We start from the raw sequence: 24,342 nt of genomic DNA, 5'->3' as shown, positions 1-24,342 counted from the left end.
ACTATTGCCCTCTACGATGGCGCCGTTTTGGTGCTGTACTGCACCGGGTCTTACGATAACGCGCAATGACCGCTGCTCTGGCATAAGTCTTGCGCGCTATGTGCCCATGCCCTGGCTCGCAGGAGGCCGCCGTGTCGATTCATGTCGCGTTGCACCACGTTACGCATTACCGCTACGACCGTGCTGTCGAACTCGGCCCGCAAATTGTGCGCTTGCGCCCGGCGGCCCACAGCCGTACGCGGATTTTGTCCTATGCGCTGAAAGTGCTGCCCGAGCAGCACTTCATCAATTGGCAACAAGACCCCCAGGGCAATTACCTGGCGCGCCTGGTGTTTCCGGAAAAAACCGCCGAACTGCGCATTGAAGTCGATCTGGTCGCCGAGATGGCGGTGTTCAACCCGTTCGACTTTTTTCTTGAGCCCTACGCCGAAAACATTCCCTTCAATTACGCCGCCGACGAGCAGCGCGAGCTGGCGCCGTACTTGGAAACCCTGCCACTGACGCCGAAGTTCGCCGCTTACCTGGCTGGTATCGACCGCACGCCGCTGCCGGCGGTGGACTTTCTGGTGGGCCTCAATCAGCGCCTGGCGGCGGACATCGGCTATCTGATCCGTATGGAACCCGGTGTGCAGACCCCGGAATTCACCTTGGAAAACGCCTCGGGTTCGTGCCGCGACTCGGCCTGGCTGCTGGTGCAACTGTTGCGCAACCTGGGGCTGGCGGCGCGGTTTGTGTCGGGTTATCTGATCCAGCTCACCGCCGACGTCAAAGCCCTGGACGGGCCGTCCGGCACCGATGTGGATTTCACTGACCTGCACGCCTGGTGTGAGGTGTACTTGCCTGGTGCCGGCTGGATCGGCCTGGATGCCACCTCCGGCCTGTTCGCGGGGGAAGGGCATATCCCGTTGGCCTGTAGCCCCGATCCTTCCTCTGCCGCACCGATCAGTGGGCTGGTGGAGCCTTGCGAGTGCGAGTTTGCCCACGAAATGTCGGTGGAGCGGATCTGGGAGGCACCGCGTGTCACCAAGCCCTACACCGAAGAGCAGTGGCGCGCGATCCATGCCCTGGGCCGGCAGATCGACGGCGACCTGCTCAAGCACGACGTGCGCCTGACCATGGGCGGCGAACCGACCTTCGTGTCCATCGACGACCCCGACGGCGCCGAGTGGAACACCGCCGCGCTCGGGCCGGACAAGCGGCGCCTGTCTGCCCAGTTGTTCCAGCGCATGCGCCAGCACTACGCGCCCCAGGGCCTGGTGCACTTCGGCCAAGGCAAGTGGTACCCGGGCGAACAACTGCCGCGCTGGTCGCTCAATTGCTATTGGCGTCGCGACGGCGTGCCGATCTGGCACAACAGCGCACTGATCGCCGACGAGCAGCGGGACTACGGCGCCAATGACGAGTTGGCTGGGCGCTTCCTGGCCAGCGTCGCCGAGCGCCTCAAATTGCCGGCGCGTTTCGTGTTCCCGGCCTTCGAAGATCAGTTTTATTACCTGTGGCGCGAAGGTGCACTGCCGCAGAACGTCACGGCCCAAGACCCGCGACTCAGCGACGAACTTGAACGCGAGCGCCTGCGCAAAGTGTTCAGCCAGGGTTTGGATAAAGTCATCGGCCATGTGCTGCCGCTGGCGCGCACGGCGGCCAATGACCGCTGGCAGAGCGGGCGCTGGTACCTGCGCGATACCCATTGCCGGTTGGTGCCGGGGGACTCGCCCCTGGGCTACCGCCTGCCATTGGCGTCGCAGCCCTGGGTAACGGCGGCGGAGTATCCGTTCGTGCACCCCACAGACCCTAACCAGGATCTGCCGGAGCTGCCGGATAACGCGCAACTGCACAACCACGCCGAGCCGGCCCCCAGCGACGAACGCGTGCCGCAGGTGGACGAGTCCGCCGATTGGCTGACCCGCACCGCGCTGTGCGCCGAGGCTCGTGAAGGGCGGCTGTACCTGTTTATGCCGCCGCTGGAGCGCGTGGAAGATTATCTGGAACTGGTCGCCGCCATCGAAGCCAGCGCAGAAGAACTGCATTGCCCGCTGCTGCTGGAAGGCTACGAACCACCGGCCGATACGCGGCTGAGCAACTTCCGGGTCACGCCGGACCCGGGTGTGATCGAGGTCAACGTGCAACCGTCCGCCACTTGGGACGAGTTGGTAGAGCGCACCGAGTTTCTCTACGAAGAGGCGCGACAAACCCGACTGACCACGGAAAAATTCATGATCGACGGGCGCCACACCGGCACCGGCGGTGGCAACCACTTCGTACTCGGCGGCGCCACGCCCAAGGATTCGCCGTTCTTGCGCCGCCCGGATCTGCTGCGCAGCCTGATCAGTTACTGGCATAACCACCCGTCGTTGTCCTACCTGTTTTCCGGGCTGTTTATCGGCCCCACGTCCCAGGCGCCGCGGGTGGACGAAGCGCGCAACGATGCGCTGTACGAGCTGGAGATCGCCTTCGCGCAAATGCCCGAACCCGATGAGGAATGCCCGCCGTGGCAGGTCGACCGCCTGCTGCGCAACCTGCTGATCGACGTCACGGGCAATACCCACCGCGCCGAGTTCTGTATCGACAAACTCTACTCCCCCGACGGCGCCACCGGCCGTCTGGGCCTGTTGGAACTGCGTGCCTTTGAAATGCCGCCCCATGCGCGCATGAGCCTGACCCAACAGTTGCTGCTGCGCGCCTTGGTCGCGCGGTTCTGGCGTGAACCCTACGCCCCGGCCAAGCTGGCGCGCTGGGGCACCGAGCTGCATGACCGTTTCCTGCTGCCGCACTTTATCGAGCAGGACTTTGCCGACGTTATCGTCGAACTCAATGCCGCCGGGTATCCGCTGCGGGCCGAATGGTTTGCCGCGCACTTGGAGTTTCGTTTTCCCAAGGTCGGCGACTATGCCGTCAGCGGTATCGAGCTGGAATTGCGTCAGGCCCTGGAACCCTGGCATGTGCTGGGCGAAGAGGGCGCGGCGGGCGGCACGGTGCGGTATGTGGATTCGTCCCTGGAGCGCCTGCAAGTGAAGCTCACCGGCCTGCCGCCACAACGTTATCTGCTGACCTGCAACGGCATCCCGGTGCCGCTGCATCCCACTGGTCGTGTCGGTGAGTTCGTCGCGGGTGTGCGCTACCGCGCCTGGCAACCGGCCAACTGCCTGCAACCGACCATCCCGGTGCATGCGCCGCTGGTGTTCGACCTGCTCGACACCTGGATGCAGCGCTCGCTGGGCGGCTGCCAGTACCATGTTGCGCATCCGGGCGGGCGCAATTACGACAGCTTGCCGGTGAATGCCAACGAGGCGGAGAGCCGGCGCATGGCGCGGTTTTTACGGCTCGGCCATACACCCGGAAAGCTCCCCGTACCGACCATCGTGATCAACGATGAATTACCGATGACCCTGGATCTACGACGCTTTCCCAATAAGAATGACTGACTGCGATTGTAAGGTGGGAGGGCCCAGCTCCCGCCCACCGTTGATTGCAATGAATCTGAGTTAATCTGAGCTCCTTTGCCTCTGCCGAGCGTTCCATGTCCGACTTGCTCGACCGTTACCCGCTGACCGCGGGCACTTATCACGAATTGCTGGACGACAGCGGCGTAGTGCGTGCCCATTGGCGACGCCTGCTCGATCACCTGCAGCGCAGCACCCCGGCGCAGCTGGCCCAGCGCCAGGCGCTGTTGACCCGGCAGATCCAGGAAAACGGCGTGACCTACAACGTCTACGCCGACCCTAAAGGCGCCGACCGCCCATGGGAATTGGACCTGTTGCCCCATGTGCTGGCCTTTGACGAGTGGCAGCATCTGGCGGCCGGCATCGCCCAGCGTGCGCGCTTGCTCAACGCGGTGCTGGCCGATCTGTATGGCCCGCAGCGCTTGATCAAGGAAGGTCTGCTGCCGGCGGAACTGGTGTTCGGGCATAACAACTTCCTATGGCCGTGCCAGGGCATCCAGCCGCCCGATGGCACGTTTTTGCACCTGTATGCGGTTGACCTGGCGCGCACCCCGGATGGCCGCTGGTGGGTCACCGCCGACCGCACCCAGGCGCCGTCGGGTGCCGGCTACGCCTTGGAAAACCGCACCATCGTGTCCCGTGCCTTCCCGGACCTGTACCGCGACTTGCAGGTGCAGCACCTCACCGGTTTTTTCCGCACACTGCAGGAAACCTTAGCGCGCCAGGCCCCCGGCGATGATCAGACGCCGCTGATCGTGCTGCTCACCCCCGGGCGTTTCAACGAAAGCTACTTCGAACACCTCTACCTCGCCCGTCAGCTCGGTTATCCGCTGGTGGAGGGGGGCGATCTCACTGTGCGCGACAGCCGCGTGTTCCTCAAAACCCTCAGTGGCCTGCGCCGCGTGAATGCGATCATGCGCCGCCTGGACGACGACTTTTGCGACCCGCTGGAGCTGCGCACCGACTCAGCCCTCGGCGTGCCCGGCCTGCTCGATGCGGTGCGCCAGGGCAATGTGCTGGTGGCCAATGCCCTGGGCAGCGGCGTGCTGGAGTCTCCGGGTTTGCTGGGCTTTCTGCCGAAAATCAACCAGTTTTTGTTTGGCGAAGAACTGATCCTGCCGTCCATCGCCACTTGGTGGTGCGGCGAGGCGCCAGTGCTTGCCGAAGCCTTGGAAAAGCTGCCGGAGTTGCTGATCAAACCGGCATTTGCGTCGCAGAGTTTTACCCCCGTGTTTGGCCGCGATCTGGATGATGCGCAGCGCCAGGCCCTGACCGAACGTATGCGCGCGCGCCCTTACGCGTACGTGGCCCAAGAGCTGGCGCAACTGTCCCAGGCGCCGGTGTGGCACACCGAAGAGGATCACCTGCAGCACCGTGCCATCGGCATGCGCGTGTATGCCGTGGCCAGTGACGACGGCTATCGCGTGCTGCCAGGCGGCCTGACGCGCGTCGCCGCCGAAGCCGATGCCGAGGTGGTGTCGATGCAGCGCGGTGGCGCGAGCAAAGACACCTGGGTGCTCGGCGAGCGGGCGCCCGGCGGCGAACAGTGGCGCGCACAACGTTCCATCGGCGCCCATGATCTAGTGCGCCGCGACCCGTATCTGCCCTCGCGGGTGGTGGAAAACCTGTTCTGGTTCGGCCGGTATTGCGAGCGCTGCGATGACAGCGCGCGCTGGCTGCGGATCGTGCTGGCCCGCTATGTCGACGGCGACGACCCGCTGGCGTTGCAGGCGGCGGTGGAACTGGGCGAGAACTTGCGCTTGTTGCCGGAGGAGGGCGACCTGCCCGAGCGTCTGCTGGCCGCGTTGCTCGGTGACGACTGGCCGTCGAGCCTGCGCGCCAACCTGCAACGCTTGCAGTGGGCGGCGTCCCAGGTGCGCGGCAAGTTGTCCCGGGAAAACTGGCAGGCCCTGGTGGAGCTGCAGCGCGAAGCCTTGGAGTTGGAGCGCGAAACGGCGGACTTCGGCGAGTTGCTGGACTTTCTCAACCGCCTGGTGATGTCCCTCGCGGCGCTCTCCGGGTTCGCCCTGGACGACATGACTCGCGATGAAGGCTGGCGCTTCTTGATGATGGGGCGGCGCATCGAGCGCCTGCAGTTTCTCAGCAGCAGCCTTGCGGCGTTCCTGCGCGGCGTGGCGGTGTTTGATCAAGCGGGGCTGGAATGGTTGCTGGAATTGGGCAACAGCAGCATCACCTACCGCTCGCGCTACCTGGCGGTGCCGCAACTGATCCCGGTGCTCGACCTGTTGCTGCTGGACGAGCAGAACCCCCATGCGGTGTTGTTCCAGCTCAAACTGGTGAGCCGCACCTTGCGGCGGCTCAACGACGACTTTGGCGTGCCGCGAGAAACCGGCCTGGGGCCGTTGGTGGAGCGCCTTACGCGCTTCGACCTGAGTTGCCTGGAGAACCCGCTGTTCGGCGAGTCCGGCGTACGCGCCGCGCTGGATGGCCTGGCTGACCTGCTGCAAGCGGTGGCCGATGAGAGTGGGCAAGTGTCGGATCGCCTGGCGCTGCGCCACTTTGCCCATGTGGATGATGTGAGCCAGCAAACGGTGTCGCTGTGATGAGTGCGCGCTATCAGATTTTCCACGATACCCATTACCACTACGACAGCCCGGTGTCCCTGGCCCAGCAGTTGGCGCACCTGTGGCCGCGTGCGTGTGAGTGGCAGCGCTGCAGCGCGCAACAGTTGGATATCAGTCCGTCGCCGTCTTCACGCCGCGATGAGTTGGATGTGTTCGGCAACCCCATCACGCGCCTGGCGTTCGAGCGACCCCATGACGAGCTGCTGGTCAATGCCGGATTGACCGTGGAAGTACTGGCGCGCCCGGCGCCGGATTTCGCCCGGTCACCCGCCTGGGATCAAACCCGCGACAGCCTGACCTACAGCAGTCGCCCGATGTCGCCCGAGGCGATCGAAGCTTGCCGTTATCGCTTCGAGTCGCCCTATGTGCATTTGAAGCAAACCTTCGTCGATTTCTCCGAAAGTTGTTTCGCGCCGGGGCGGCCATTGCTGCTGGGCGTGCAAGCGTTGATGCAGAAGATCTTCAGCGAATTCACCTTCGATGCCGAAGCCACCCAGGTCGCTACACCGCTGGTGGAGGTGCTGGAACGCCGTCGCGGCGTGTGCCAGGACTTCGCCCACCTGATGCTTGCGTGCCTGCGCTCCCGTGGCCTGGCGGCGCGTTATATCAGCGGTTACCTGCTCACCCAGCCGCCACCCGGCCAGCCACGGCTGATCGGCGCCGATGCGTCCCATGCGTGGGTTTCTGTGTATTGCCCGGTGTCGGGCTGGGTGGATTTCGATCCGACAAATAACGTACAGCCGGCACTGGAGCACATCACCCTGGCCTGGGGCCGGGATTTTTCCGATGTGTCGCCGTTGCGTGGGGTGATTCTGGGGGGAGGGAGCCATGACCCGGAAGTGCGGGTGACGGTGATGCCGCTGGAGTAACGATGAATTGTGGTGAACAGGGCGGGCCCGTTCACCACAAAGAAAATTATTCAGCCGGATCTTTTGGTGTTTCGGTCTCGTCGCTCGTTTCTTCACCATCGGCATCCGGGTTCAGCGCGCCGGCTTCTTCATCGGCGGCGGCTTTCTTGCGTTGTAGCTTTTCCTCTTTCTTCTGTTCCTTGGCCAAGTCTCTCTGACGTTTGGCGAAGGAGTAATTAGGTTTGGCCATGGGCAATCCTCTAGGGTCGAAGGTGAGGGTGGGCGGCACGCGGCTGCCTCGGGTCGCCATGGTAGCAGCTTAGCAGCGCGCTTGGCCTTCACTTACCGCAGGCGTAGGCGGCCAGCAGGCCGTTGAACAGTTGGTTGAGGCGCATGGCTCGGACTCCAGTGGATGATGGAGCCGATCATAAGCAGGCTGCGGCACTTTGGCCGGTTGATTATGTCGATAGGTCTGATAGCCTAAAGTTGTATACAATTTGTTGATTCAGATCATAGGAAATCGTGCCTGTCTCAGGCACCCTTGCCGCATCATGCGTTTTTAACCCTGCCTTGGAGATTCACATGTTTGCCAAAATCGTTGCTGTTTCCCTGCTGACATTGGCCAGCGGCCAGTTGCTGGCTGCAGAGTGCAAGATTACCGTCGACTCCACTGACCAGATGTCCTTCAACACCAAGGAAATCACGATCGACAAGAGCTGCAAAAAATTCACCGTCGAATTGACTCACTCCGGCAGCCTGCCAAAAAACGTCATGGGCCATAACTGGGTGCTGACCAGCGCCGCTGACATGCAGCCGGTCGCGACCGATGGCATGGCCGCCGGTATCGAAAAGAACTACCTGAAAGAAGACGACGCCCGCATCATCGCCCACACCAAGATCATCGGTGCTGGCGAGAAAGATTCCGTGACCTTCGACGTGTCGAAGCTGGCCGCGGGTACTGATTACGCATTCTTCTGCTCGTTCCCAGGCCACATCTCGATGATGAAGGGCACTGTGGTCGTCAAGTAAGCGCGCGTAATCGTTCATCGGGGCAAGCCCCCTCCCACAGTTGACTGTATTCACAATCCAAGGTGGGAGGGGGCTTGCCCCCGATGACTTCATGCCTGGTTCAACTCACGGCGCAAACGGCATGACTCGCTTGTGCTCAGTCTTGCGATACGTCTCGCAGATGATCCTGAACGCCTCTTCCCGCACCGGCTCGCCATGCAGGAACGCATCGATCTCGGCGTAAGTCACCCCATGTGACGCCTCATCCGGCTTACCCGGCGACAAGTCTTCCAGGTCGGCGGTCGGCACCTTCTCCACCAGGGATTCCGGCGCACCAAAGTGCCGCGCAATCGCACGTACCTGGTTCTTTACCAGCCCGCTCAACGGCGCCAAGTCGCAGGCCCCGTCGCCGAACTTGGTGAAAAAGCCCATCACCGCTTCCGCCGCATGGTCGGTACCAATCACCAGGCCGCCAGCCGCCCCGGCGATGGTGTACTGCGCCACCATGCGCATCCGCGCTTTGGTGTTGCCCAACACAAAATCGCGGGACACCGCCGCCTTGCCTTCAAACACCGCCACTTCATTGGCCAGGGCTTTGACCGCCGGGCCGATATTGACGGTGTGGCGTTCGTCCGGGTCGATAAAGTCCACCGACGCCTGGGCGTCGATTTCATCGAACTGGGTTTCATAGGGCAGGCGCACGGCGATGAAGCGGTAGGCCTCGTCGCCGGTGCTGGCGCGCAATTCCTGCATCGCCCGTTGAGCCAGCAGGCCGGCGGTCAGGGAGTCGACGCCGCCACTGATGCCCAGCACCAGGGCCTTGAGCCCGGAGTTGCGCAGGCAGTCCTGAATAAACTTCACGCGCCGCGCCACTTCGGCTTCAAGCGCGGCCTGGTCATTGAATGGCGCTTGGACCTTGAGCTGCTGCGCAATCTCACGCTGTACGGCTTGCATGGTTCACTCCTTGCTGGATAGGGCAGGTACTTTGAAAACGTGACGCAAATAGGCGACGAAATTCGGGTCGGTGCATTGGGTCTTGCCCGGCTCATCGGAAATCTTCGCCACCGGCTGGCCATTGCAGGCGGTCATTTTAAGCACAATGCTCATGGGCTCCACCCCTGGAATGTCACAGGTCAGGTTGGTGCCGATACCGAAGCTCACATTAATGCGGCCCCGCAATGCGCGGAAAATCTCCAGGGCCTTGGGCAGCGACAGGCTGTCGGAAAACACCAGGGTCTTGCTCATCGGCTCGATACCCAGCTTGTGATAGTGAGTGATGGCTTTTTCCGCCCACTGCACCGGGTCGCCGGAGTCATGGCGCAGGCCGTCGAAGAGTTTGGCGAAGTACAGATCGAAGTCGCCGAGGAACGCGTCGGTGGTGATGCAGTCGGTCAGGGCGATACCCAGCAGGCCACGGTATTCGCGAACCCAGCAATCGAGCGCGGCGATCTGGCTGTCGATCAGGCGCGGGCCGAGCTGCTGATGGGCCATGATCCATTCATGGGCCATGGTGCCCAGGGGTTTCATGTCGAACTCGCGGGCCAGGTGCACGTTGCTGGTGCCGACGAATCGGCCGGGGAAGTCATGTTTGAGCACACTGACCACTTCTTCCTGCACCCGGTACGAGAAGCGCCGACGGGTGCCGAAGTCGGCCACTTGCAGCTCCGACAGCTCGTCGCTGCTGGCGTTGGCCGTCAGCCAGTCGAACTTGCGGTACAACTGCTCGCGCGCTTGTTCGAGGATCACCGTCTGGTAGCGGTAGCGGTTGCGCACTTCGCTGACGATGGCAAGCAACGGCACTTCGAACAGGATCACATGCAGCCATGGCCCCCGCAGGCGGATAAACAGCTCGCCGTTCTCGATGCCGGTCTGCACATAGCGCAGGTTGAAGCGGAACAGCCCCAGGAAGCGCAGAAAGTCCGGCTTCATAAAGCTGATGCGCTCCAGAAAACCCAGCTGATCCGGGCTCAGGCTCAGCTCGGCGAGGCGCTCGATTTGGTAGCGGATCTCCGCCAGGTAGGGGCGCAAGTCTTCGCTGTTACGGCAACGGAATTCCCATTCAACTTCCACGTTGGGGTAGTTGTGCAGCACCGCCTGCATCATGGTCAGTTTGTAGAAGTCGGTGTCGAGCAGGTTCTGCACGATGCGATCGGCAAACACACTCTCGCTCATAACGGGAATCTCCAGATGGGGCGGCGAGGGGGCCGACCTTTACGCACAATTAAGGAAAGGGGGCTAGTGGCGCATAGACCTGAGGGGTTTTGCCAGACATTTTTTCGGTGAGGCCACTGGCCTAATCGCGGCAAGCCCCCTCCCACATTTGAAATGCATTCCACTCCAGGCACTAAATCACTTGCTCCATCATCCACTTCACAAATTCGCGCACCTTGGGCACTTCGGCCGCGTGCTCCGGGTAAGCCAGGTAATACGCATCCTGGCTGGGCATCGCATGCTGCCAGGGGATCACGAGCTTGCCGTCGGCCAGTTCTTCTTCCACCAGAAAGCGCGGTAACAACGCCACGCCGCACCCCACCTGCGCCGCGCGGATGCACATATAGAAGGTGTCGAAACGCGGGCCGTGGTAGCTGTGCTCGGTGTGGTAGCCCTGGCTGGCGAACCAGTCGTGCCAGCCTTGAGGCCGCGAAGCGTTTTGCAGCAGTACCAGTTCGCTCAATTGGGTCGGGTCGGTAAAGGGCTGCGCGGGCAGGCTTTCCGGGGCGCACACCGGTACCAGTTCTTCGCTGAACAGCTTCAGGCTCTCGGTGCCGGGGCGTGAACCCGGGCCGAAGTAGAAGGCCATGTCGGCCTTGCCTTGCAGCAGTTCGTCCGGCTCCTGTTCGTTGCACAGGTCCAAATGGATCTGTGGGTGCCGCAAGCGCCAGCCCTTGAGGCGTGGCACCAGCCAGCGCGCGCCGAAGGTGTAGGGCGTGGACACCCGCAGCACTTCGGTCTCGCCGCCGTAAGAGCGCAGGTAATGGGTGGACATCTCCACCTGCGTGAGGATCTTGCGCACTTCCACCAAATACAGATCGCCCGCCGGGGTCATCTGCAAGCGCCGGCGCACGCGGCGGAACAGCAGGTGTTGCAGCAACTCTTCCAATTGCGCCACCTGTTTGCTCACCGCGCTCTGGGTGAGGTTCAGCTCCTCGGCGGCGCGGGTGAAGCTCAGGTGGCGAGTGGCGGCTTCGAAACACTGCAAGGCGGTGATCGAAGGCAAATGTCGTTTGTTCAGCACGGGGTGCCTCTTTTAATTCTTGGCATGAATAAACGGAATGATATCTCGCCTAATCGTCGTTTGTTGGCAAGTCTTGGGCCAGCTACAAATAAGCTTTGGATCGCCGCGCCGGCCGCGGCACTTTTTTGTACGCAGATTGAAGGAGTGACCCATGGTTGCCGCATTGCTTGATCGTCTCGGGGTGAACCCGGCGTTGTACCAGTCGGGGAAACAGCCCGTGCATTCGCCGATCGATGGCAGCCGTATCGGCAGCGTGCACTGGGAGGGTGCCGCCGAGGTGGAGCAACAGGTCAGTCGCGCCGAGCATGCATTCGAGGCCTGGCGCAAGGTGCCCGCACCGCGTCGCGGTGAGCTGGTGCGCCAGTTCGGTGACGCACTGCGTCAATACAAGGCCGACCTGGGTGAGCTGGTGTCCTGGGAAGCCGGCAAGATCACTCAGGAAGGTTTGGGTGAAGTGCAGGAAATGATCGACATCTGCGACTTCGCCGTCGGCCTGTCGCGTCAGTTGTACGGTTTGACCATCGCCTCTGAGCGCCCTGGCCACCATATGCGTGAAACCTGGCACCCACTGGGGGTGGTCGGCGTGATCAGCGCGTTCAACTTTCCGGTCGCGGTGTGGGCGTGGAACACCGCGCTGGCACTGGTGTGCGGCAACGCTGTGATTTGGAAACCGTCGGAAAAGACCCCGCTCACCGCCCTGGCCTGCCAGGCGCTGTTCGAGCGCGTGGTGAAAAACTTCAGCGATGCCCCCGAGTACCTGAGCCAGGTGATCATCGGCGGCCGCGACGCCGGCGCCGCGCTGGTGGATGATCCGCGCGTGGCCCTGATCAGCGCCACCGGCAGCACCCGCATGGGCCGCGAAGTGGCGCCTAAGGTCGCCGCGCGCTTTGCCCGCAGCATTCTCGAGCTGGGCGGCAACAATGCCATGATCCTTGGCCCGAGCGCCGACCTGGACATGGCGGTGCGCGCTATTTTGTTCAGCGCCGTCGGCACCGCCGGCCAGCGTTGCACCACCCTGCGTCGCTTGATCGCCCATGAGTCGGTCAAAGAAGAAATCGTCACCCGCCTCAAGGCCGCCTATGCAAAAGTGCGCATCGGCCATCCGCTGGAAGGCAACCTGATCGGCCCGCTGATCGACAAACACGGCTTCGACGCTATGCAGGATGCCCTGGAGCAAGCCTTGAGCGAAGGCGGCAAGGTATTCGGCGGCAAGCGCCAGCTGGAAGACAAGTACCCCAACGCTTACTACGTGTCGCCGGCCATTGTGGAAATGCCCGAGCAAAGCGATGTGGTGTGCACTGAGACCTTTGCGCCGATCCTCTACGTGGTCGGCTATAGCGATTTCGCCGAAGCCCTGCGCTTGAACAACGCCGTGCCGCAGGGCCTGTCCTCGTGCATTTTCACCACCGACGTGCGTGAAGCCGAGCAGTTCATGTCGGCGGTGGGCAGTGACTGCGGCATCGCCAACGTCAACATCGGCCCCAGCGGCGCGGAGATTGGCGGCGCGTTTGGCGGTGAGAAAGAGACCGGCGGCGGGCGTGAATCGGGTTCGGATGCCTGGCGCGGCTATATGCGGCGCCAGACCAACACCGTGAACTATTCGCTGGAGTTGCCGTTGGCGCAGGGCATTACTTTCGACTGATTACTGCACGTTGGACTGAATCTGGGGAGAGGGCTTGCCCCCTCCCACATTTGATCGCACTAGCACATCAAGATGGTTGTTTGTTGGGTCTCATCGGAGTCTGGCAATGGCATTACGCGAAACATGTTTGTGGGAACACCTCACCCCCAGCCGGCCGGATCGCGCCGCGCTCAAGGGCGAGGTCAACGTGGATGTGTGCGTAATCGGCGCCGGAATCACCGGCCTGTCGGCGGCCATTCACTTGCTGGAACAGGGAAAGAGCGTCGCCGTGCTGGAGGCTCATCGCACCGGGCACGGTGGTTCGGGGCGCAATGTCGGGCTGGTCAACGCCGGCTTGTGGATTCCCCCTGACGATATCGAAGCCGGCTTCGGCGAAGCGGTGGGCAGCCAGCTCAACCGCATGTTGGGTGCGGCGCCGGCGCTGGTGTTCAGCCTGATCGACAAATACAACATCGATTGCCAACTGCGTCGCGAGGGCACGTTGCACATGGCGCATAACGCCCGTGGCGAGGCGGATCTGCGCAGTCGTGAAGAACAATGGAAGCGCCGTGGCGCGCCGGTGGAATTACTCACCGGCCAGGCGTGCGAGCAAGCCACGGGCACCAAAAAGATCGCTGCTGCGTTGCTGGATCGGCGCGCGGGGACCTTGAACCCGATGGCCTACACCAGTGGTTTGGCCAACGCCGCAATGGGGCTCGGCGGTCAGTTGTTCGACCATTCCCCGGTGACCCAACTGGAACGCCAGGGCTCGAACTGGTCGGTGCAAACCGAGCACGGTGCGGTGCGGGCGACACAGGTGGTGATCGCTTCCAACGCCTACACCGAAGGCGAATGGACCGAGCTGCGCCGCAACTTTTTCCCCGGTTACTACTATCAGGTCGCGTCGGCGCCTTTGAGTGACGACGCTGCGCGGCAAATCCTGCCTGGCGGCCAGGGCTCCTGGGACACCCGCCAGGTCTTGAGCAGTATCCGCCGCGATGCCGATGGCCGACTGTTGCTGGGCAGCCTGGGCAACGGCAACCAGAAACCGGCATGGTTTCTCAAGGCGTGGGCCGATCGGGTGCAGCAGCACTATTTTCCTTACCTCAAATCGGTGCAGTGGGAGTACACCTGGACCGGCTGCATTGCCTTCACCCCCGACCATTTGATGCGCCTGTTCGAACCGGCCCCGGGGCTGGTGGCGGTCACTGGCTACAACGGCCGCGGCGTGACCACCGGCAGTGTGGTGGGCAAGGCGTTTGCCGACTACATCTGTCACCAGAATCCCCAGGCATTGCCGATTCCGTTTGCGCCGATGCAGCCGTTGGCGGCGGTGGGTCTGCGCAGCTGCCTGTATGAGGCAGGATTCTCGCTGTATCACGCGGGGCAATGCTTGAGGATTGTCATCTGATCAGCGAAATACCCTTCAAATCCCTGGGTTTTCTTAGCAGGCTACTAATCTGTATTGGTGCAAGTCGTAGCAATCACGCACTGTAAATGTGCAGTTCCGTTACGCCTTGGGTTACCGCTGTAGGAACTGTCGTTTGTGGTTCTGGTTGCAGGTGGCACCGGTAGAGGTTGTACCTTTTCGGGCTTGCGGTTGCGCCTGCGCGCGCCAGGGGGTTGCACGTCCTGGCGAGCGGAGCCGAAACACCTGTAATAACAATGACACCGTGTCTTTTTGAAGAATAAAAACGTAATGGCACGAGGCTTGCTCTGAGCTTTCGGTGAAAGGTTTGAATGCAAGTTGTCGTGCCAATAATCAAAAATATCGGAGCACCACTCATGTCCCAGACGTTTTACAAGAAAGGCTTTCTTGCTCTCGCCGTTGCAGCGGCGCTGGGTGTTTCTACGTTTGTTCAAGCTGATGTGAAGATCGGCGTAGCGGGGCCGATGACCGGCGCCAACGCGTCGTTCGGTGAGCAGTATATGAAGGGTGCCCAGGCGGCGGCCGACGCCCTGAACAAGACTGGCGGTATCAACGGCGAGAAAATCGTGCTGGTAGCCGGTGACGACGCATGCGAACCCAAGCAAGCCGTGGCCGTGGCCAACCGCCTGGTGGACCAGGACAAAGTGATTGGCGTGGTCGGGCACTTCTGCTCGTCGAACACCATCCCCGCGTCCGAGGTGTACGACGAGGCCGGCGTGATCGCAATCACCCCAGGCTCCACCAACCCCCAAGTGACCGAGCGCGGCTTGGGCGCCATGTTCCGTATGTGCGGGCGTGACGACCAGCAAGGCATCGTGGCCGGCGACTACATCGTCGATGTGCTCAAGGGCAAGAAAGTCGCGGTGATCAACGACAAGGACACCTACGGTAAAGGTCTGGCCGACGCCACCTCGGCGCAGTTGACCAAGCGTGGCGTCAAGCCGGTGCTGGAAGAAGGCCTGACCCGCGGCGAGAAAGACTTCAGCGCCCTGGTCACCAAGATCCGTTCCACCGGTGCCGACGTCGTGTACTTCGGCGGCCTGCACCCGGAAGCCGGCCCGCTGGTGCGTCAGTTGCGCGAGCAGGGTCTCAAGGACGTCAAGTTCATGTCCGATGACGGTATCGTCACCGACGAGCTGGTGGCCACTGCCGGTGGCGCGCAATACGTCGACGGCGTGTACATGACCTTCGGTGCCGACCCGCGTCTGCTGCCGGACAGCAAGGCCGTGGTGGAAGAGTTCCGCAAAGCGGGCTACGAGCCGGAAGGCTACACCCTGTATGCCTATGCCTCGCTCCAGGCCCTGGCCGCCGGCTTCAATGGCGCCAAATCCAACAAAGGCGAAGACGCGGCCAAGTGGCTCAAGGCCCACCCGGTCAAAACCGTGATGGGCGAGAAGAACTGGGATGCCAAAGGCGACCTGAAAGTCTCCGACTACGTGGTTTACCAGTGGGATAAAGACGGCAAATACCATCAGTTGGAAAAGCAGAAGTAATCCATGTGAGAGGGGGCTTGCCCCCGATAGCGGTGTGTCAGTCAACGGTTGTCTAGCTGACCCACCACATCGGGGGCAAGCCCCCTCCAACATTGGGACTGCGTTGTGATTGAGATCTGACTTTTCCTCCAGAAGCGCCGCGCACCTCCGGGTGTGCAGGTGCTCACCGCGTGAGATTGCGTTATGGATGGTATTTTCCTGCAGCAACTGGTCAACGGCCTGACCCTCGGGTCGGTCTATGGCCTGATCGCCATCGGCTACACAATGGTCTATGGCATCATTGGCATGATCAACTTCGCCCACGGCGAGGTTTATATGATTTCCGCTTACCTCGCGGCGATCAGTCTGGCACTGCTGGCTTACTTCGGCATCGAATCCTTCCCGCTGCTCATTCTCGGCACCTTGATCTTTACCGTGGTCGTCACTGGCGTTTACGGGTGGGTCATCGAACGTGTCGCCTATAAACCGCTGCGCAACTCCACCCGACTGGCGCCGCTGATCAGTGCCATCGGCATCTCATTGATCCTGCAGAACTACGCACAGATCGCCCAGGGCGCCAAGCAGCAAGGCGTGCCGACGCTGCTCGCCGGCGCATGGCGTGTGGATATCGGCACCGGCTTCGTGCAGCTCACCTACACCAAGGTGTTCATCCTGCTGGCTGCCTTCGCCGGCATGGCATTGCTCACCTACGTCATCAAGTACACCAAGCTCGGCCGCATGTGCCGCGCCACTCAGCAAGACCGCAAAATGGCCTCGATCCTGGGGATCAACACCGACCGCGTGATCTCCTACGTGTTTGTGATCGGTGCCGCCATGGCGGCCCTGGCCGGCGTATTGATCACCCTCAACTACGGCACGTTCGACTTCTATGCCGGCTTCATCATCGGCATCAAGGCGTTTACCGCAGCGGTACTCGGCGGCATCGGCTCCCTACCTGGGGCGATGCTCGGCGGGATCATCCTCGGGATCTCCGAATCGCTGTTCTCGGGGTTGATCAACTCTGACTACAAAGACGTGTTCAGTTTCTCCCTGCTGGTGGTGATTCTGATTTTCCGTCCTCAGGGCCTGCTGGGTCGTCCGCTCGTGGCTAAGGTGTAAAACATGTCTGCTGCCAAACCCATCGATATCAAGAAAAGTGTCGTCGATACGGTCCTTGCCGGGCTGATTTCGCTGATCGTGTTCGGTCCGATCGTCGGCGTGGTCCTCGACGGCTACAGCTTCAACCTGGAACCCGCCCGTGTGGGCTTGCTGGTCGCCATTGTGATGGTCGGCCGCTTTGCCATGAGCCTGTTCCTGCAAACCCCCAAGGGCGTGAAGATCCTGCAGGGCTTCGAAAGCAGTGGCTCCGGCGTGCATGTGCTGGCACCGGACTACAAATCGCGGCTGCGCTGGATCATTCCAGCATTGATCGTGATCGCCATCGTGTTCCCGATCTTTGCCAACAAGTACCTGTTGACCGTGGTGATCCTCGGGCTGATCTACGTGTTACTGGGCTTGGGCCTGAACATCGTGGTTGGCCTGGCCGGGCTGCTCGACCTGGGTTATGTGGCGTTCTACGCCATCGGGGCCTACGGTCTGGCGCTGGGTTACCAATACCTGGGCCTGGGCTTCTGGTCGGTGCTGCCATTGGCGGCCGTCGCGGCGGCGCTGGCGGGGTGTATCCTCGGCTTCCCGGTGTTGCGCATGCACGGCGACTACCTGGCCATCGTGACCCTGGGCTTCGGTGAAATCATCCGGCTGGTGCTCAATAACTGGCTGTCGTTCACCGGCGGCCCGAACGGCATGCCCGTGCCGTCGCCGACCTTCCTGGGTCTGGAGTTCGGGCGCAGAGCGAAGGAGGGCGGGGTACCGTTCCACGAGTTCTTCGGCATCGATTACAACCCTAACATCAAGTTCATGTTCATCTACATCGTGCTGTTCCTGGTGGTGCTGGCTGTGCTGTACATCAAGCACCGCCTCACGCGCATGCCGGTGGGCCGCGCCTGGGAAGCCCTGCGCGAAGATGAGATTGCTTGCCGCTCCATGGGCCTGAACCACGTGCTGGTCAAGCTCTCGGCGTTCACCATTGGCGCCTCGACGGCAGGTTTGGCCGGGGTGTTCTTTGCCAGCTATCAGGGGTTCGTCAACCCGTCGTCGTTCACCTTCTTCGAGTCGGCGCTGATCCTGGCCATTGTGGTGTTGGGCGGTATGGGCTCGACGGTGGGCGTAGTGATCGCGGCGTTCGTGTTGACCGTGGCGCCGGAACTGCTGCGCAGTTTCTCCGAGTACCGTGTATTGCTGTTCGGGGTGTTGATGGTGGTGATGATGATCTGGCGACCGCGCGGTTTGATCCGCATCAGCCGTACCGGCGTGACACCACGTAAAGGAGTGGCGCCATGAGCAAGGAAGTTGTGCTTTGCGTGGAACACCTGATGATGCACTTCGGTGGCATCAAGGCCTTGAGCGATGTGAGCCTCAAGGTCGAACGCAACTCGATCTTCGCCCTGATCGGCCCGAACGGCGCCGGCAAGACCACGGTGTTCAACTGCCTCACCGGTTTCTACAAAGCCAGTGGCGGCAAGATCGAGCTCAACGTGCGGGGCAAGCAGACCAATGTGATCCAACTGCTGGGCGAGCGCTTCCAGGCCACCGATTTTGTATCGCCGAAAAGCTTCCTCAGCCGCGTCTACTACAAGATGTTCGGCGGCACCCACCTGGTGAACCGGGCGGGGCTGGCGCGTACGTTCCAGAACATTCGCCTGTTCAAGGAAATGTCCGTGGTGGAAAACCTGCTGGTGGCCCAGCACATGTGGGTCAACCGCAATATGTTGGCGGGCATCCTTAACACCAAGGGCTACCGTAAGGCCGAGAGCGATGCCCTCGACCATGCGTTCTACTGGTTGGAAGTGGTGGACCTGGTGGACTGCGCCAACCGTCTGGCCGGCGAGCTTTCCTACGGCCAGCAGCGGCGCCTGGAAATCGCCCGGGCCATGTGCACCCGGCCGCAGATCATCTGCCTGGACGAGCCGGCGGCGGGCCTCAACCCTCAGGAAACCGAAGCTCTGAGCGCGATGATTCGCCTGTTACGCGACGAACACGACCTGACGGTGGTGCTGATCGAACACGACATGGGCATGGTGATGAATATTTCCGACCACATCGTGGTGCTGGACCACGGCAACGTGATCGCCGAAGGCGGGCCGGATGCGATCCGCAACGACCCGAAAGTGATCGCTGCTTACCTGGGCGCTGACGAAGAGGAGCTGGTATGAGTGCACCTATCCTCGAAATGAAGGAACTGGACGTGTTCTACGGCCCGATCCAGGCCCTGAAAAAAGTCTCGCTGCACATCAACGAAGGCGAAACCGTCAGCCTGATCGGCTCCAACGGTGCGGGTAAGTCCACACTGTTGATGTCGATCTTCGGCCAGCCTCGGGCCGAGTCCGGGCAGATCCTCTACAACGGCGTCGACATTACCCACAAGTCGTCCCACTACATCGCCTCCAACGGCATCGCGCAGTCGCCGGAAGGGCGGCGGGTGTTCCCCGACATGACCGTCGAGGAAAACCTGCTGATGGGCACCATCCCGATCGGTGACAAGTTCGCCAGCGAAGACATGCAGCGCATGTTCGAGCTGTTCCCGCGCCTCAAGGAGCGGCGTAACCAGCGCGCCATGACCATGTCCGGCGGCGAGCAGCAAATGCTCGCCATCGCCCGTGCGTTGATGAGCCGGCCCAAGTTGTTGCTGCTGGATGAACCGAGCCTGGGGCTGGCGCCGATTGTGGTGAAGCAGATCTTTTCCACCCTGCGCGAATTGGCGGCGACCGGGATGACGATCTTCCTGGTGGAACAGAATGCCAACCACGCGTTGCGTCTGTCGGACCGCGCCTATGTGATGGTCAACGGTGAGATTCGCCTGACCGGCACCGGCAAGGAGCTGTTGGTGAACGAGGAAGTGCGCAACGCCTATCTCGGCGGGCACTGAGGACGTGGGGGAGGGGGCAAGCTCCTCCCCGCATTTGTTTTGAGTGATCCACAAGGCTGATCCAAATTGTGGAAAACAAATCCAGCCTCCCTCCAAAGCGCGACATATAGCCGCCGCAAATCGCTGTTTTGTCACAGTTTTGACTTGTCCCCATCCACTGTGGAACCGGCTGTGGGTAACGTGGGAGTAGCTGGCTGAAAGCCTCTGTTTCCGCGGCCTGTAGCCTGGCGGTTGTTTTTTGAGCAGTGGTTTTTTCGTGAGCGTTCGAGGGGTTTGTCAACCTGTTTAAAGACACAGGTATATGACCGAATTATGTCCGTTAAGCCTGTGGATAAGTCTGTGATTAAACTCTGGAAAGACCTCCGCAGGGGCCGAAATAACTGGCCTGGAGCCATCGCGCGGATTTTTCAGCGTGTGTCGGGCCTACATAGGCCTCGCTGAAGGTCAAGCAAAATACTTTCCGAAACAGCCCGCAGCCCTTGTATACAGCGGGTTTGGCCGGTTTGAACTTGCCCCCAAAGACTGTGGGCGCAGCTGTGGATAACCTGCGTGCATATGGCTACAGGCTACGCAGTACAAGGGTTTGGGCCGAGTGATCATAAAATAACCAGTCATGCCGCAGTGCTTGCGCTTAGCGGTTGCCGCAACGGCGGTGGACGGGCATTCTGCTGGCTGATTTTTTCCCGTCGCTCGCAAGGAGAACACCATGTCCGACACGCTGTTTATTACTGGCGCCACTTCAGGTTTCGGCGAAGCCTGCGCTCGTCGCTTCGCCCAGGCTGGCTGGAAACTGGTGCTCACTGGCCGGCGTGCCGAGCGTTTGAATGCGCTGGTGGAAGAACTTTCCAAGCAGACCGAAGTGCACGGCCTGGTAGTGGACGTGCGTGACCGCAAGGGCATGGAAGACGCGATCGCTAACCTGCCGCCGTCGTTTGCCACCCTGCGCGGCTTGATCAACAACGCCGGCCTGGCGGTGGGCACCGACCCCGCGCCCAAGTGCAACCTGGACGACTGGGAAACCATGGTCGATACCAATATCAAAGGCCTGCTGACCACCACTCATCTGCTGCTGCCACGTTTGATCGCCCATGGTCGTGGCGCGGGCATCATCAACCTGGGCTCCATCGCCGGCAGCTACCCGTACCCCGGCAGCCATGTGTACGGCGGCTCCAAGGCGTTCGTCAAACAGTTCTCCCTGAACCTGCGCTGCGACCTGCAAGGCACCGGCGTGCGCGTGACCAACATCGAGCCGGGCCTGTGCGAAAGCGAGTTCTCCCTGGTACGTTTCGGCGGTGACCAGGAGCGTTACGACGCCACCTACGCCGGCGCCGAGCCGATTCAGCCGCAGGATATCGCCGACACTATTTTCTGGGTGCTTAACACCCCGGCGCACGTGAACATCAACCGCCTGGAGTTGATGCCGGTGAGCCAGAGCTGGGCTGGGTTTGCGATTGAGCGGGGGGCCAAGTAAGGCGTTAGACCGAGTCGCTGCTATCGGGGGCAAGCCCCCTCCCACACTCGACCGTGTTCACAAACCTAAGATGTGCACTGGTCAACTGTGGGAGGGGACTTGCCCCCGATGGCGTCAAATCGGCCAAAACACGACATAAGGTACACTCCCTGTCTGAAAGCCCCTCCGTATCGTGCGGATTCAGGGTTTTGACGGGAGGCAATGTGAGTAACCGAGGTGAGCAGGCACTGCTCAAACAATCGACGATTCTGATGTTCGCAGTCGCGATCGCCGGGATTGTCACGGGTGTGATATCCGGCGCCCAATCCATTCTGTTCGACGGCTTTTTCTCGCTGATCGCCACCGCCATCAAGGTGCTGATGCTGATCACGGCCAAGCTGATCGCCAAGAAAAGCAACGAGCGTTTCCAATTTGGCTACTGGCACCTGGAACCCATGGTGCTGTTGATCGAAGGCAGTTTCCTGCTGCTGATCGCCATCTATGCATTCCTCAACGGCGTGTTCGGCATTATCAATGGCGGGCGCGAGGTCGAATTGGGCCTGGTGATCATCTACGCGGCGGTGTTTACCGTCGTCGAGTTCGGCTATTTCTTCTATGTGCGTTATCGCAACCGCGCACTGAAATCGTCGTTGATCCAGTTCGATAACATCAGTTGGCTGGTGGACGCGATGCTGTCGGTGGGGCTGCTGATCAGCTTTCTGGCCGCGCTGTTGCTCAAGTCCCAGGGCTATGGCGAATGGGCGGTGTATGTCGACCCCATGATCCTGATTCTGCTGGCCCTGAGCATGCTGGCGCCGGCGTTCAAGATCCTGCGCCCGGCGTTGCGCGACGTGCTGGGGATTGCCCCGGATCATCTGGACGACAAGGTGCGCGAGGTTATGGACGCCGCGACGGATAGACATGGTTTCGAAGAGTACGTGTCGTACGTGCAGAAGCATGGACGCGCTCGGTTTATCGAAATCCATGTGGTGTTGCCAGCGGATTACCCGGTGGATAACGTTGCGACCCTCGACGGATTGCGCGAAGAGATATCCACAGGGCTCGGCACGCCGGATGCGGCGCGCTGGTTGACGATCAGCTTTACCGGAGATCGTAAGTGGATTGCGTAAGGCCCTGGTAGCAGGTCGCCAAGTGATACGGCGTGGTCGACGGCATGTCCCGTCGGCTCACGGCGCCGTTGGCATCCAGGCATTCGTGCCAGCCTTTGTCGTGCAGGAAATGCTGCTGCAGCGCCAGCAATTGGCGTTGCAACACGGCCTGGCTGTTGGGGCGCAGAGTCAGCGCGCGCAAGTATTCGGCCTGGGCCCAGATACGCTGGGTGCCGTCGCGCACGCTGCCATCGAGGGCAAGCATGCCGCTGACCGCGCCGGTCACGTTATCCACACCCTTGAGTTCGGCATAGGCAAACGCCCGCGTCAGTGAAGCGTGCAACGGCGTACCGCGCAGCACATCCGACGATTCCAGCAAAAAGAACCATTCGAACTGGTGCCCGGGCTCAAACCAGTTACCCACAGCACCCAGCGGTTTCTCCATCATCACGCCCTGCTGGCGGTCGATGAAGCGCTGTTGCATGGCGGTTGCCAGGCTGAGCAGAGCGGCTTGCACGGCGTCGTCCTCACGCACCGCGAGGGTGGCCAGAAAGCCTTCGGCCAAATGCATCAACGGGTTCTGCAACGGGCCGGAATCGAGCGACGACCAGTTGCGCTCCAGTACGGCTTCGTACAGGCCGTCATCTGTGGCGAAGCGTTGCGCGACGACTTCCAGGGCCGCATTGAGTACCGATTCCACCAACGGTTCGCGCACCTTGGCCCAGTAATGGGCACAGGCGAAGATGATGAATGCGTGGGTGTAGAGGTCTTTGCGCGTGTCCAGCGCCTGGCCGGCGGGGTCGATGCTGTAGAACCAGCCGCCGTGTTCGGCGTCGTGGAAGTGCCGCTGCAAGGAGCGAAACAATGCGGCTGCCCGCACTTGGGCAAACTCGGCATCGGGTTGGCCGATCAGGCTGGCGAACAGATACAACTGCCGGGCGCAGGCCATGGCGCGGTAGCGTTGCGGCGGCAAAGGATGGTGATCGGCGTCCAGCGCCTCGTAAGGCAACGCCAGCTCGGCATTCCAGCCTGGGCCCTGCCACAGCGGCACGATCAGGTCATGGAAGTGGGTGAGCACGGTGTTCAAAGAGGGTTGGGAAGCGCTGGGCATTGGCTGGCGTCGTCACGGCAGAGGTGTAGGCGCGCATGGTAGCAGGCTTGGGTTCTGTGGTGTCTGTGGCACAGCTATCGGGGGCAAGCCCCCTCCCACCGTTTGAGAGCGCTGCAGCCAAATGTGGGAGGGGGCTTGCCCCCGATGAGGCCTTTAGCCGCACTGCAAATCAGCCCGCCAGCCACCAGCCCCCTCCCACCGTTTGAGAGCGCTGCAGCCAAATGTGGGAGGGGGCTTGCCCCCGATGAGGCCTTTAGCCGCACTGCCAATCAGCCCGCCAGCCACCAGACCCCTCCCACCTTGTGATAGCGGCCAAATGTAGGAAGGGGCTTGCCCCCGATGAGGCCTTCAGCCGCGCTGCCAATCAGCCTGCCAGCAACCAGAACCCTCCCACCTTGTGATAGCAATGCAGCCAAATGTGGGAGGGGGCTTGCCCCCGATGAGGCCTTTAGCCGCGCTGCAAATCAGCCCGCCAGCAACCAGACCCCAGTCGCCGCCGAAGCCGCCCCGGCCACTCGCACCAATGGCGCCGCCGCTGCCGGCAGGAAGCGCACCAGTGCATAACCGGCTGCGTGCAGTGCTGCCGTCGCGCCGACAAAACCGGCGGCGTATGCCCAAGGGCTGGACATCTCCGGCAGTTCCAGGCCATGGGCCACACCGTGAAACAGCGCAAACAACGCCGTGGCGGCGATCGCCATCAACAGCGGCGGCCGCACCGCCAGCGCCACGGCCAGGCCTAGGGCCAGCACCGAGGCGGCAATCCCGTTTTCCAGCGCCGGCAGTGCCAGGCCCTCGAAACCCAGCAGGCCGCCGATCAGCATCGTGCCCACAAACGTGCACGGCAGTGCCCGGCGCGCGGCGCCTTTCTGCTGGGCGGCCCAGAGGCCCACCGCCAGCATGGCCAGCAAATGATCGAGGCCGCCCAAGGGGTGGCTCATACCGGCCACCAGGCCGTTATCGCCGTGGCCGGGGTGGGCGAGGGCCAGCGCCGGAGCGAGGAGCAGGGCAGCGGTGGCAAAGAGTTTGTTGAGGCTCATAACTAGCTTCCT

19 protein-coding genes are annotated in these 24,342 nt (G+C 61.8%); 13 read left to right on the top strand and 6 right to left on the bottom strand.

Annotated features, from left to right (window positions below):
• Positions 1 to 131: 131 nt before the first annotated feature.
• The 3 genes from K1567_RS13405 to K1567_RS13395 all read left to right on the top strand — a co-directional run bounded on the left by K1567_RS13405 (position 132) and on the right by K1567_RS13395 (position 6,894).
• Complete coding sequence (locus K1567_RS13405; protein ID WP_220698567.1) at positions 132 to 3,422, top strand: DUF2126 domain-containing protein; 3,291 nt, start codon at positions 132 to 134, stop codon at positions 3,420 to 3,422.
• 95 nt (positions 3,423 to 3,517) lie between these two features.
• Positions 3,518 to 6,004, top strand: a complete 2,487-nt coding sequence (locus tag K1567_RS13400) for a circularly permuted type 2 ATP-grasp protein (protein ID WP_034095621.1) — start codon at positions 3,518 to 3,520, stop codon at positions 6,002 to 6,004.
• Positions 6,004 to 6,894 carry a transglutaminase family protein gene (locus tag K1567_RS13395; protein WP_034095622.1) on the top strand — a complete coding sequence of 297 codons (891 nt, stop codon included), beginning with the start codon at positions 6,004 to 6,006 and terminating at the stop codon, positions 6,892 to 6,894. The genes K1567_RS13400 and K1567_RS13395 overlap by 1 nt, the downstream gene beginning before the upstream one ends.
• A 46-nt stretch (positions 6,895 to 6,940) precedes the next feature.
• On the opposite strand, the gene K1567_RS13390 is transcribed toward K1567_RS13395, so the two are convergent.
• Positions 6,941 to 7,123, bottom strand: coding sequence for a hypothetical protein (locus K1567_RS13390; protein WP_034095623.1), 183 nt, complete (start codon positions 7,121 to 7,123; stop codon positions 6,941 to 6,943).
• A gap of 332 nt (positions 7,124 to 7,455) precedes the next feature.
• On the opposite strand from K1567_RS13390, the gene azu reads away from it, so the two are divergent.
• Positions 7,456 to 7,902 carry an azurin gene (gene azu / locus K1567_RS13385; RefSeq protein ID WP_034111536.1) on the top strand — a complete coding sequence of 149 codons (447 nt, stop codon included), beginning with the start codon at positions 7,456 to 7,458 and terminating at the stop codon, positions 7,900 to 7,902.
• 105 nt (positions 7,903 to 8,007) lie between these two features.
• Here azu and nadE read toward each other — a convergent pair whose 3' ends face one another.
• The 3 genes from nadE to K1567_RS13370 all read right to left on the bottom strand — a co-directional run bounded on the left by nadE (position 8,008) and on the right by K1567_RS13370 (position 11,116).
• Entirely contained in the window at positions 8,008 to 8,835 is an 828-nt protein-coding gene (gene nadE / locus K1567_RS13380; RefSeq protein ID WP_034095625.1) for an ammonia-dependent NAD(+) synthetase, read from the bottom strand.
• A gap of 3 nt (positions 8,836 to 8,838) precedes the next feature.
• Positions 8,839 to 10,053 (bottom strand): nicotinate phosphoribosyltransferase, encoded by a 1,215-nt coding sequence (gene pncB / locus K1567_RS13375; RefSeq protein WP_034095626.1) that lies wholly within the window; start codon positions 10,051 to 10,053, stop codon positions 8,839 to 8,841.
• A gap of 172 nt (positions 10,054 to 10,225) precedes the next feature.
• Entirely contained in the window at positions 10,226 to 11,116 is an 891-nt protein-coding gene (locus tag K1567_RS13370) for a LysR family transcriptional regulator (protein ID WP_094065098.1), read from the bottom strand.
• Between the two features lie 151 nt (positions 11,117 to 11,267).
• On the opposite strand from K1567_RS13370, the gene K1567_RS13365 reads away from it, so the two are divergent.
• From K1567_RS13365 to K1567_RS13325, 9 genes are all read left to right on the top strand, one after another.
• Entirely contained in the window at positions 11,268 to 12,758 is a 1,491-nt protein-coding gene (locus K1567_RS13365) for an aldehyde dehydrogenase family protein (RefSeq protein ID WP_040265920.1), read from the top strand.
• A gap of 106 nt (positions 12,759 to 12,864) precedes the next feature.
• Positions 12,865 to 14,148 (top strand): FAD-binding oxidoreductase, encoded by a 1,284-nt coding sequence (locus K1567_RS13360; RefSeq protein WP_220698566.1) that lies wholly within the window; start codon positions 12,865 to 12,867, stop codon positions 14,146 to 14,148.
• Positions 14,149 to 14,522: 374 nt separating this feature from the next.
• Positions 14,523 to 15,659, top strand: a complete 1,137-nt coding sequence (locus K1567_RS13355) for a branched-chain amino acid ABC transporter substrate-binding protein (protein WP_034095630.1) — start codon at positions 14,523 to 14,525, stop codon at positions 15,657 to 15,659.
• A 183-nt stretch (positions 15,660 to 15,842) separates the two neighbouring features.
• Positions 15,843 to 16,757 (top strand): ABC transporter permease subunit, encoded by a 915-nt coding sequence (locus tag K1567_RS13350; protein WP_034095631.1) that lies wholly within the window; start codon positions 15,843 to 15,845, stop codon positions 16,755 to 16,757.
• Positions 16,758 to 16,760: 3 nt separating this feature from the next.
• Complete coding sequence (livM, locus tag K1567_RS13345; protein WP_034095632.1) at positions 16,761 to 18,038, top strand: high-affinity branched-chain amino acid ABC transporter permease LivM; 1,278 nt, start codon at positions 16,761 to 16,763, stop codon at positions 18,036 to 18,038.
• Positions 18,035 to 18,910, top strand: a complete 876-nt coding sequence (locus tag K1567_RS13340) for an ABC transporter ATP-binding protein (protein ID WP_034095633.1) — start codon at positions 18,035 to 18,037, stop codon at positions 18,908 to 18,910. The genes livM and K1567_RS13340 overlap by 4 nt, the downstream gene beginning before the upstream one ends.
• Entirely contained in the window at positions 18,907 to 19,623 is a 717-nt protein-coding gene (locus tag K1567_RS13335; protein ID WP_034095634.1) for an ABC transporter ATP-binding protein, read from the top strand. Before K1567_RS13340 ends, K1567_RS13335 begins: the two co-directional genes overlap by 4 nt.
• Positions 19,624 to 20,329: 706 nt before the next feature.
• Complete coding sequence (locus K1567_RS13330) at positions 20,330 to 21,094, top strand: SDR family oxidoreductase (RefSeq protein WP_220698565.1); 765 nt, start codon at positions 20,330 to 20,332, stop codon at positions 21,092 to 21,094.
• Between the two features lie 203 nt (positions 21,095 to 21,297).
• Positions 21,298 to 22,203: a cation diffusion facilitator family transporter gene (locus tag K1567_RS13325; RefSeq protein WP_220698564.1), complete on the top strand. Its 906-nt coding sequence runs from the start codon at positions 21,298 to 21,300 to the stop codon at positions 22,201 to 22,203.
• On the opposite strand, the gene K1567_RS13320 is transcribed toward K1567_RS13325, so the two are convergent.
• On the bottom strand, positions 22,175 to 23,293 hold the full coding sequence (locus K1567_RS13320) for an AGE family epimerase/isomerase (protein WP_220698563.1): 1,119 nt from the start codon (positions 23,291 to 23,293) through the stop codon (positions 22,175 to 22,177). The genes K1567_RS13325 and K1567_RS13320 overlap by 29 nt on opposite strands.
• 464 nt (positions 23,294 to 23,757) lie before the next feature.
• Positions 23,758 to 24,330 (bottom strand): HupE/UreJ family protein, encoded by a 573-nt coding sequence (locus K1567_RS13315; RefSeq protein ID WP_220698562.1) that lies wholly within the window; start codon positions 24,328 to 24,330, stop codon positions 23,758 to 23,760.
• Between the last annotated feature and the right edge of the window lie 12 nt (positions 24,331 to 24,342).

The sequence above is a fragment of the Pseudomonas sp. S5F11 genome (assembly GCF_019641515.1).
Lineage (GTDB): Bacteria > Pseudomonadota > Gammaproteobacteria > Pseudomonadales > Pseudomonadaceae > Aquipseudomonas > Aquipseudomonas rhodesiae.
The sequence above is the reverse complement of the archived record's forward strand: the minus strand, read 5'-3'. Positions and strand labels throughout refer to the sequence as shown.

What these genes read in the sequence shown, in the direction of transcription:
- K1567_RS13400 (WP_034095621.1), top strand. Translation starts at nt 3,518, where the DNA reads ATGTCCGACTTGCTCGACCGTTACCCGCTGACCGCGGGCACTTATCAC.
- K1567_RS13395 (WP_034095622.1), top strand. Translation starts at nt 6,004, where the DNA reads ATGAGTGCGCGCTATCAGATTTTCCACGATACCCATTACCACTACGAC.
- K1567_RS13390 (WP_034095623.1), bottom strand. Translation starts at nt 7,123, where the DNA reads ATGGCCAAACCTAATTACTCCTTCGCCAAACGTCAGAGAGACTTGGCC.
- azu (WP_034111536.1), top strand. Translation starts at nt 7,456, where the DNA reads ATGTTTGCCAAAATCGTTGCTGTTTCCCTGCTGACATTGGCCAGCGGC.
- nadE (WP_034095625.1), bottom strand. Translation starts at nt 8,835, where the DNA reads ATGCAAGCCGTACAGCGTGAGATTGCGCAGCAGCTCAAGGTCCAAGCG.
- pncB (WP_034095626.1), bottom strand. Translation starts at nt 10,053, where the DNA reads ATGAGCGAGAGTGTGTTTGCCGATCGCATCGTGCAGAACCTGCTCGAC.
- K1567_RS13365 (WP_040265920.1), top strand. Translation starts at nt 11,268, where the DNA reads ATGGTTGCCGCATTGCTTGATCGTCTCGGGGTGAACCCGGCGTTGTAC.
- K1567_RS13360 (WP_220698566.1), top strand. Translation starts at nt 12,865, where the DNA reads ATGGCATTACGCGAAACATGTTTGTGGGAACACCTCACCCCCAGCCGG.
- K1567_RS13355 (WP_034095630.1), top strand. Translation starts at nt 14,523, where the DNA reads ATGTCCCAGACGTTTTACAAGAAAGGCTTTCTTGCTCTCGCCGTTGCA.
- K1567_RS13350 (WP_034095631.1), top strand. Translation starts at nt 15,843, where the DNA reads ATGGATGGTATTTTCCTGCAGCAACTGGTCAACGGCCTGACCCTCGGG.
- livM (WP_034095632.1), top strand. Translation starts at nt 16,761, where the DNA reads ATGTCTGCTGCCAAACCCATCGATATCAAGAAAAGTGTCGTCGATACG.
- K1567_RS13340 (WP_034095633.1), top strand. Translation starts at nt 18,035, where the DNA reads ATGAGCAAGGAAGTTGTGCTTTGCGTGGAACACCTGATGATGCACTTC.
- K1567_RS13335 (WP_034095634.1), top strand. Translation starts at nt 18,907, where the DNA reads ATGAGTGCACCTATCCTCGAAATGAAGGAACTGGACGTGTTCTACGGC.
- K1567_RS13330 (WP_220698565.1), top strand. Translation starts at nt 20,330, where the DNA reads ATGTCCGACACGCTGTTTATTACTGGCGCCACTTCAGGTTTCGGCGAA.
- K1567_RS13320 (WP_220698563.1), bottom strand. Translation starts at nt 23,293, where the DNA reads ATGCCCAGCGCTTCCCAACCCTCTTTGAACACCGTGCTCACCCACTTC.
- K1567_RS13315 (WP_220698562.1), bottom strand. Translation starts at nt 24,330, where the DNA reads ATGAGCCTCAACAAACTCTTTGCCACCGCTGCCCTGCTCCTCGCTCCG.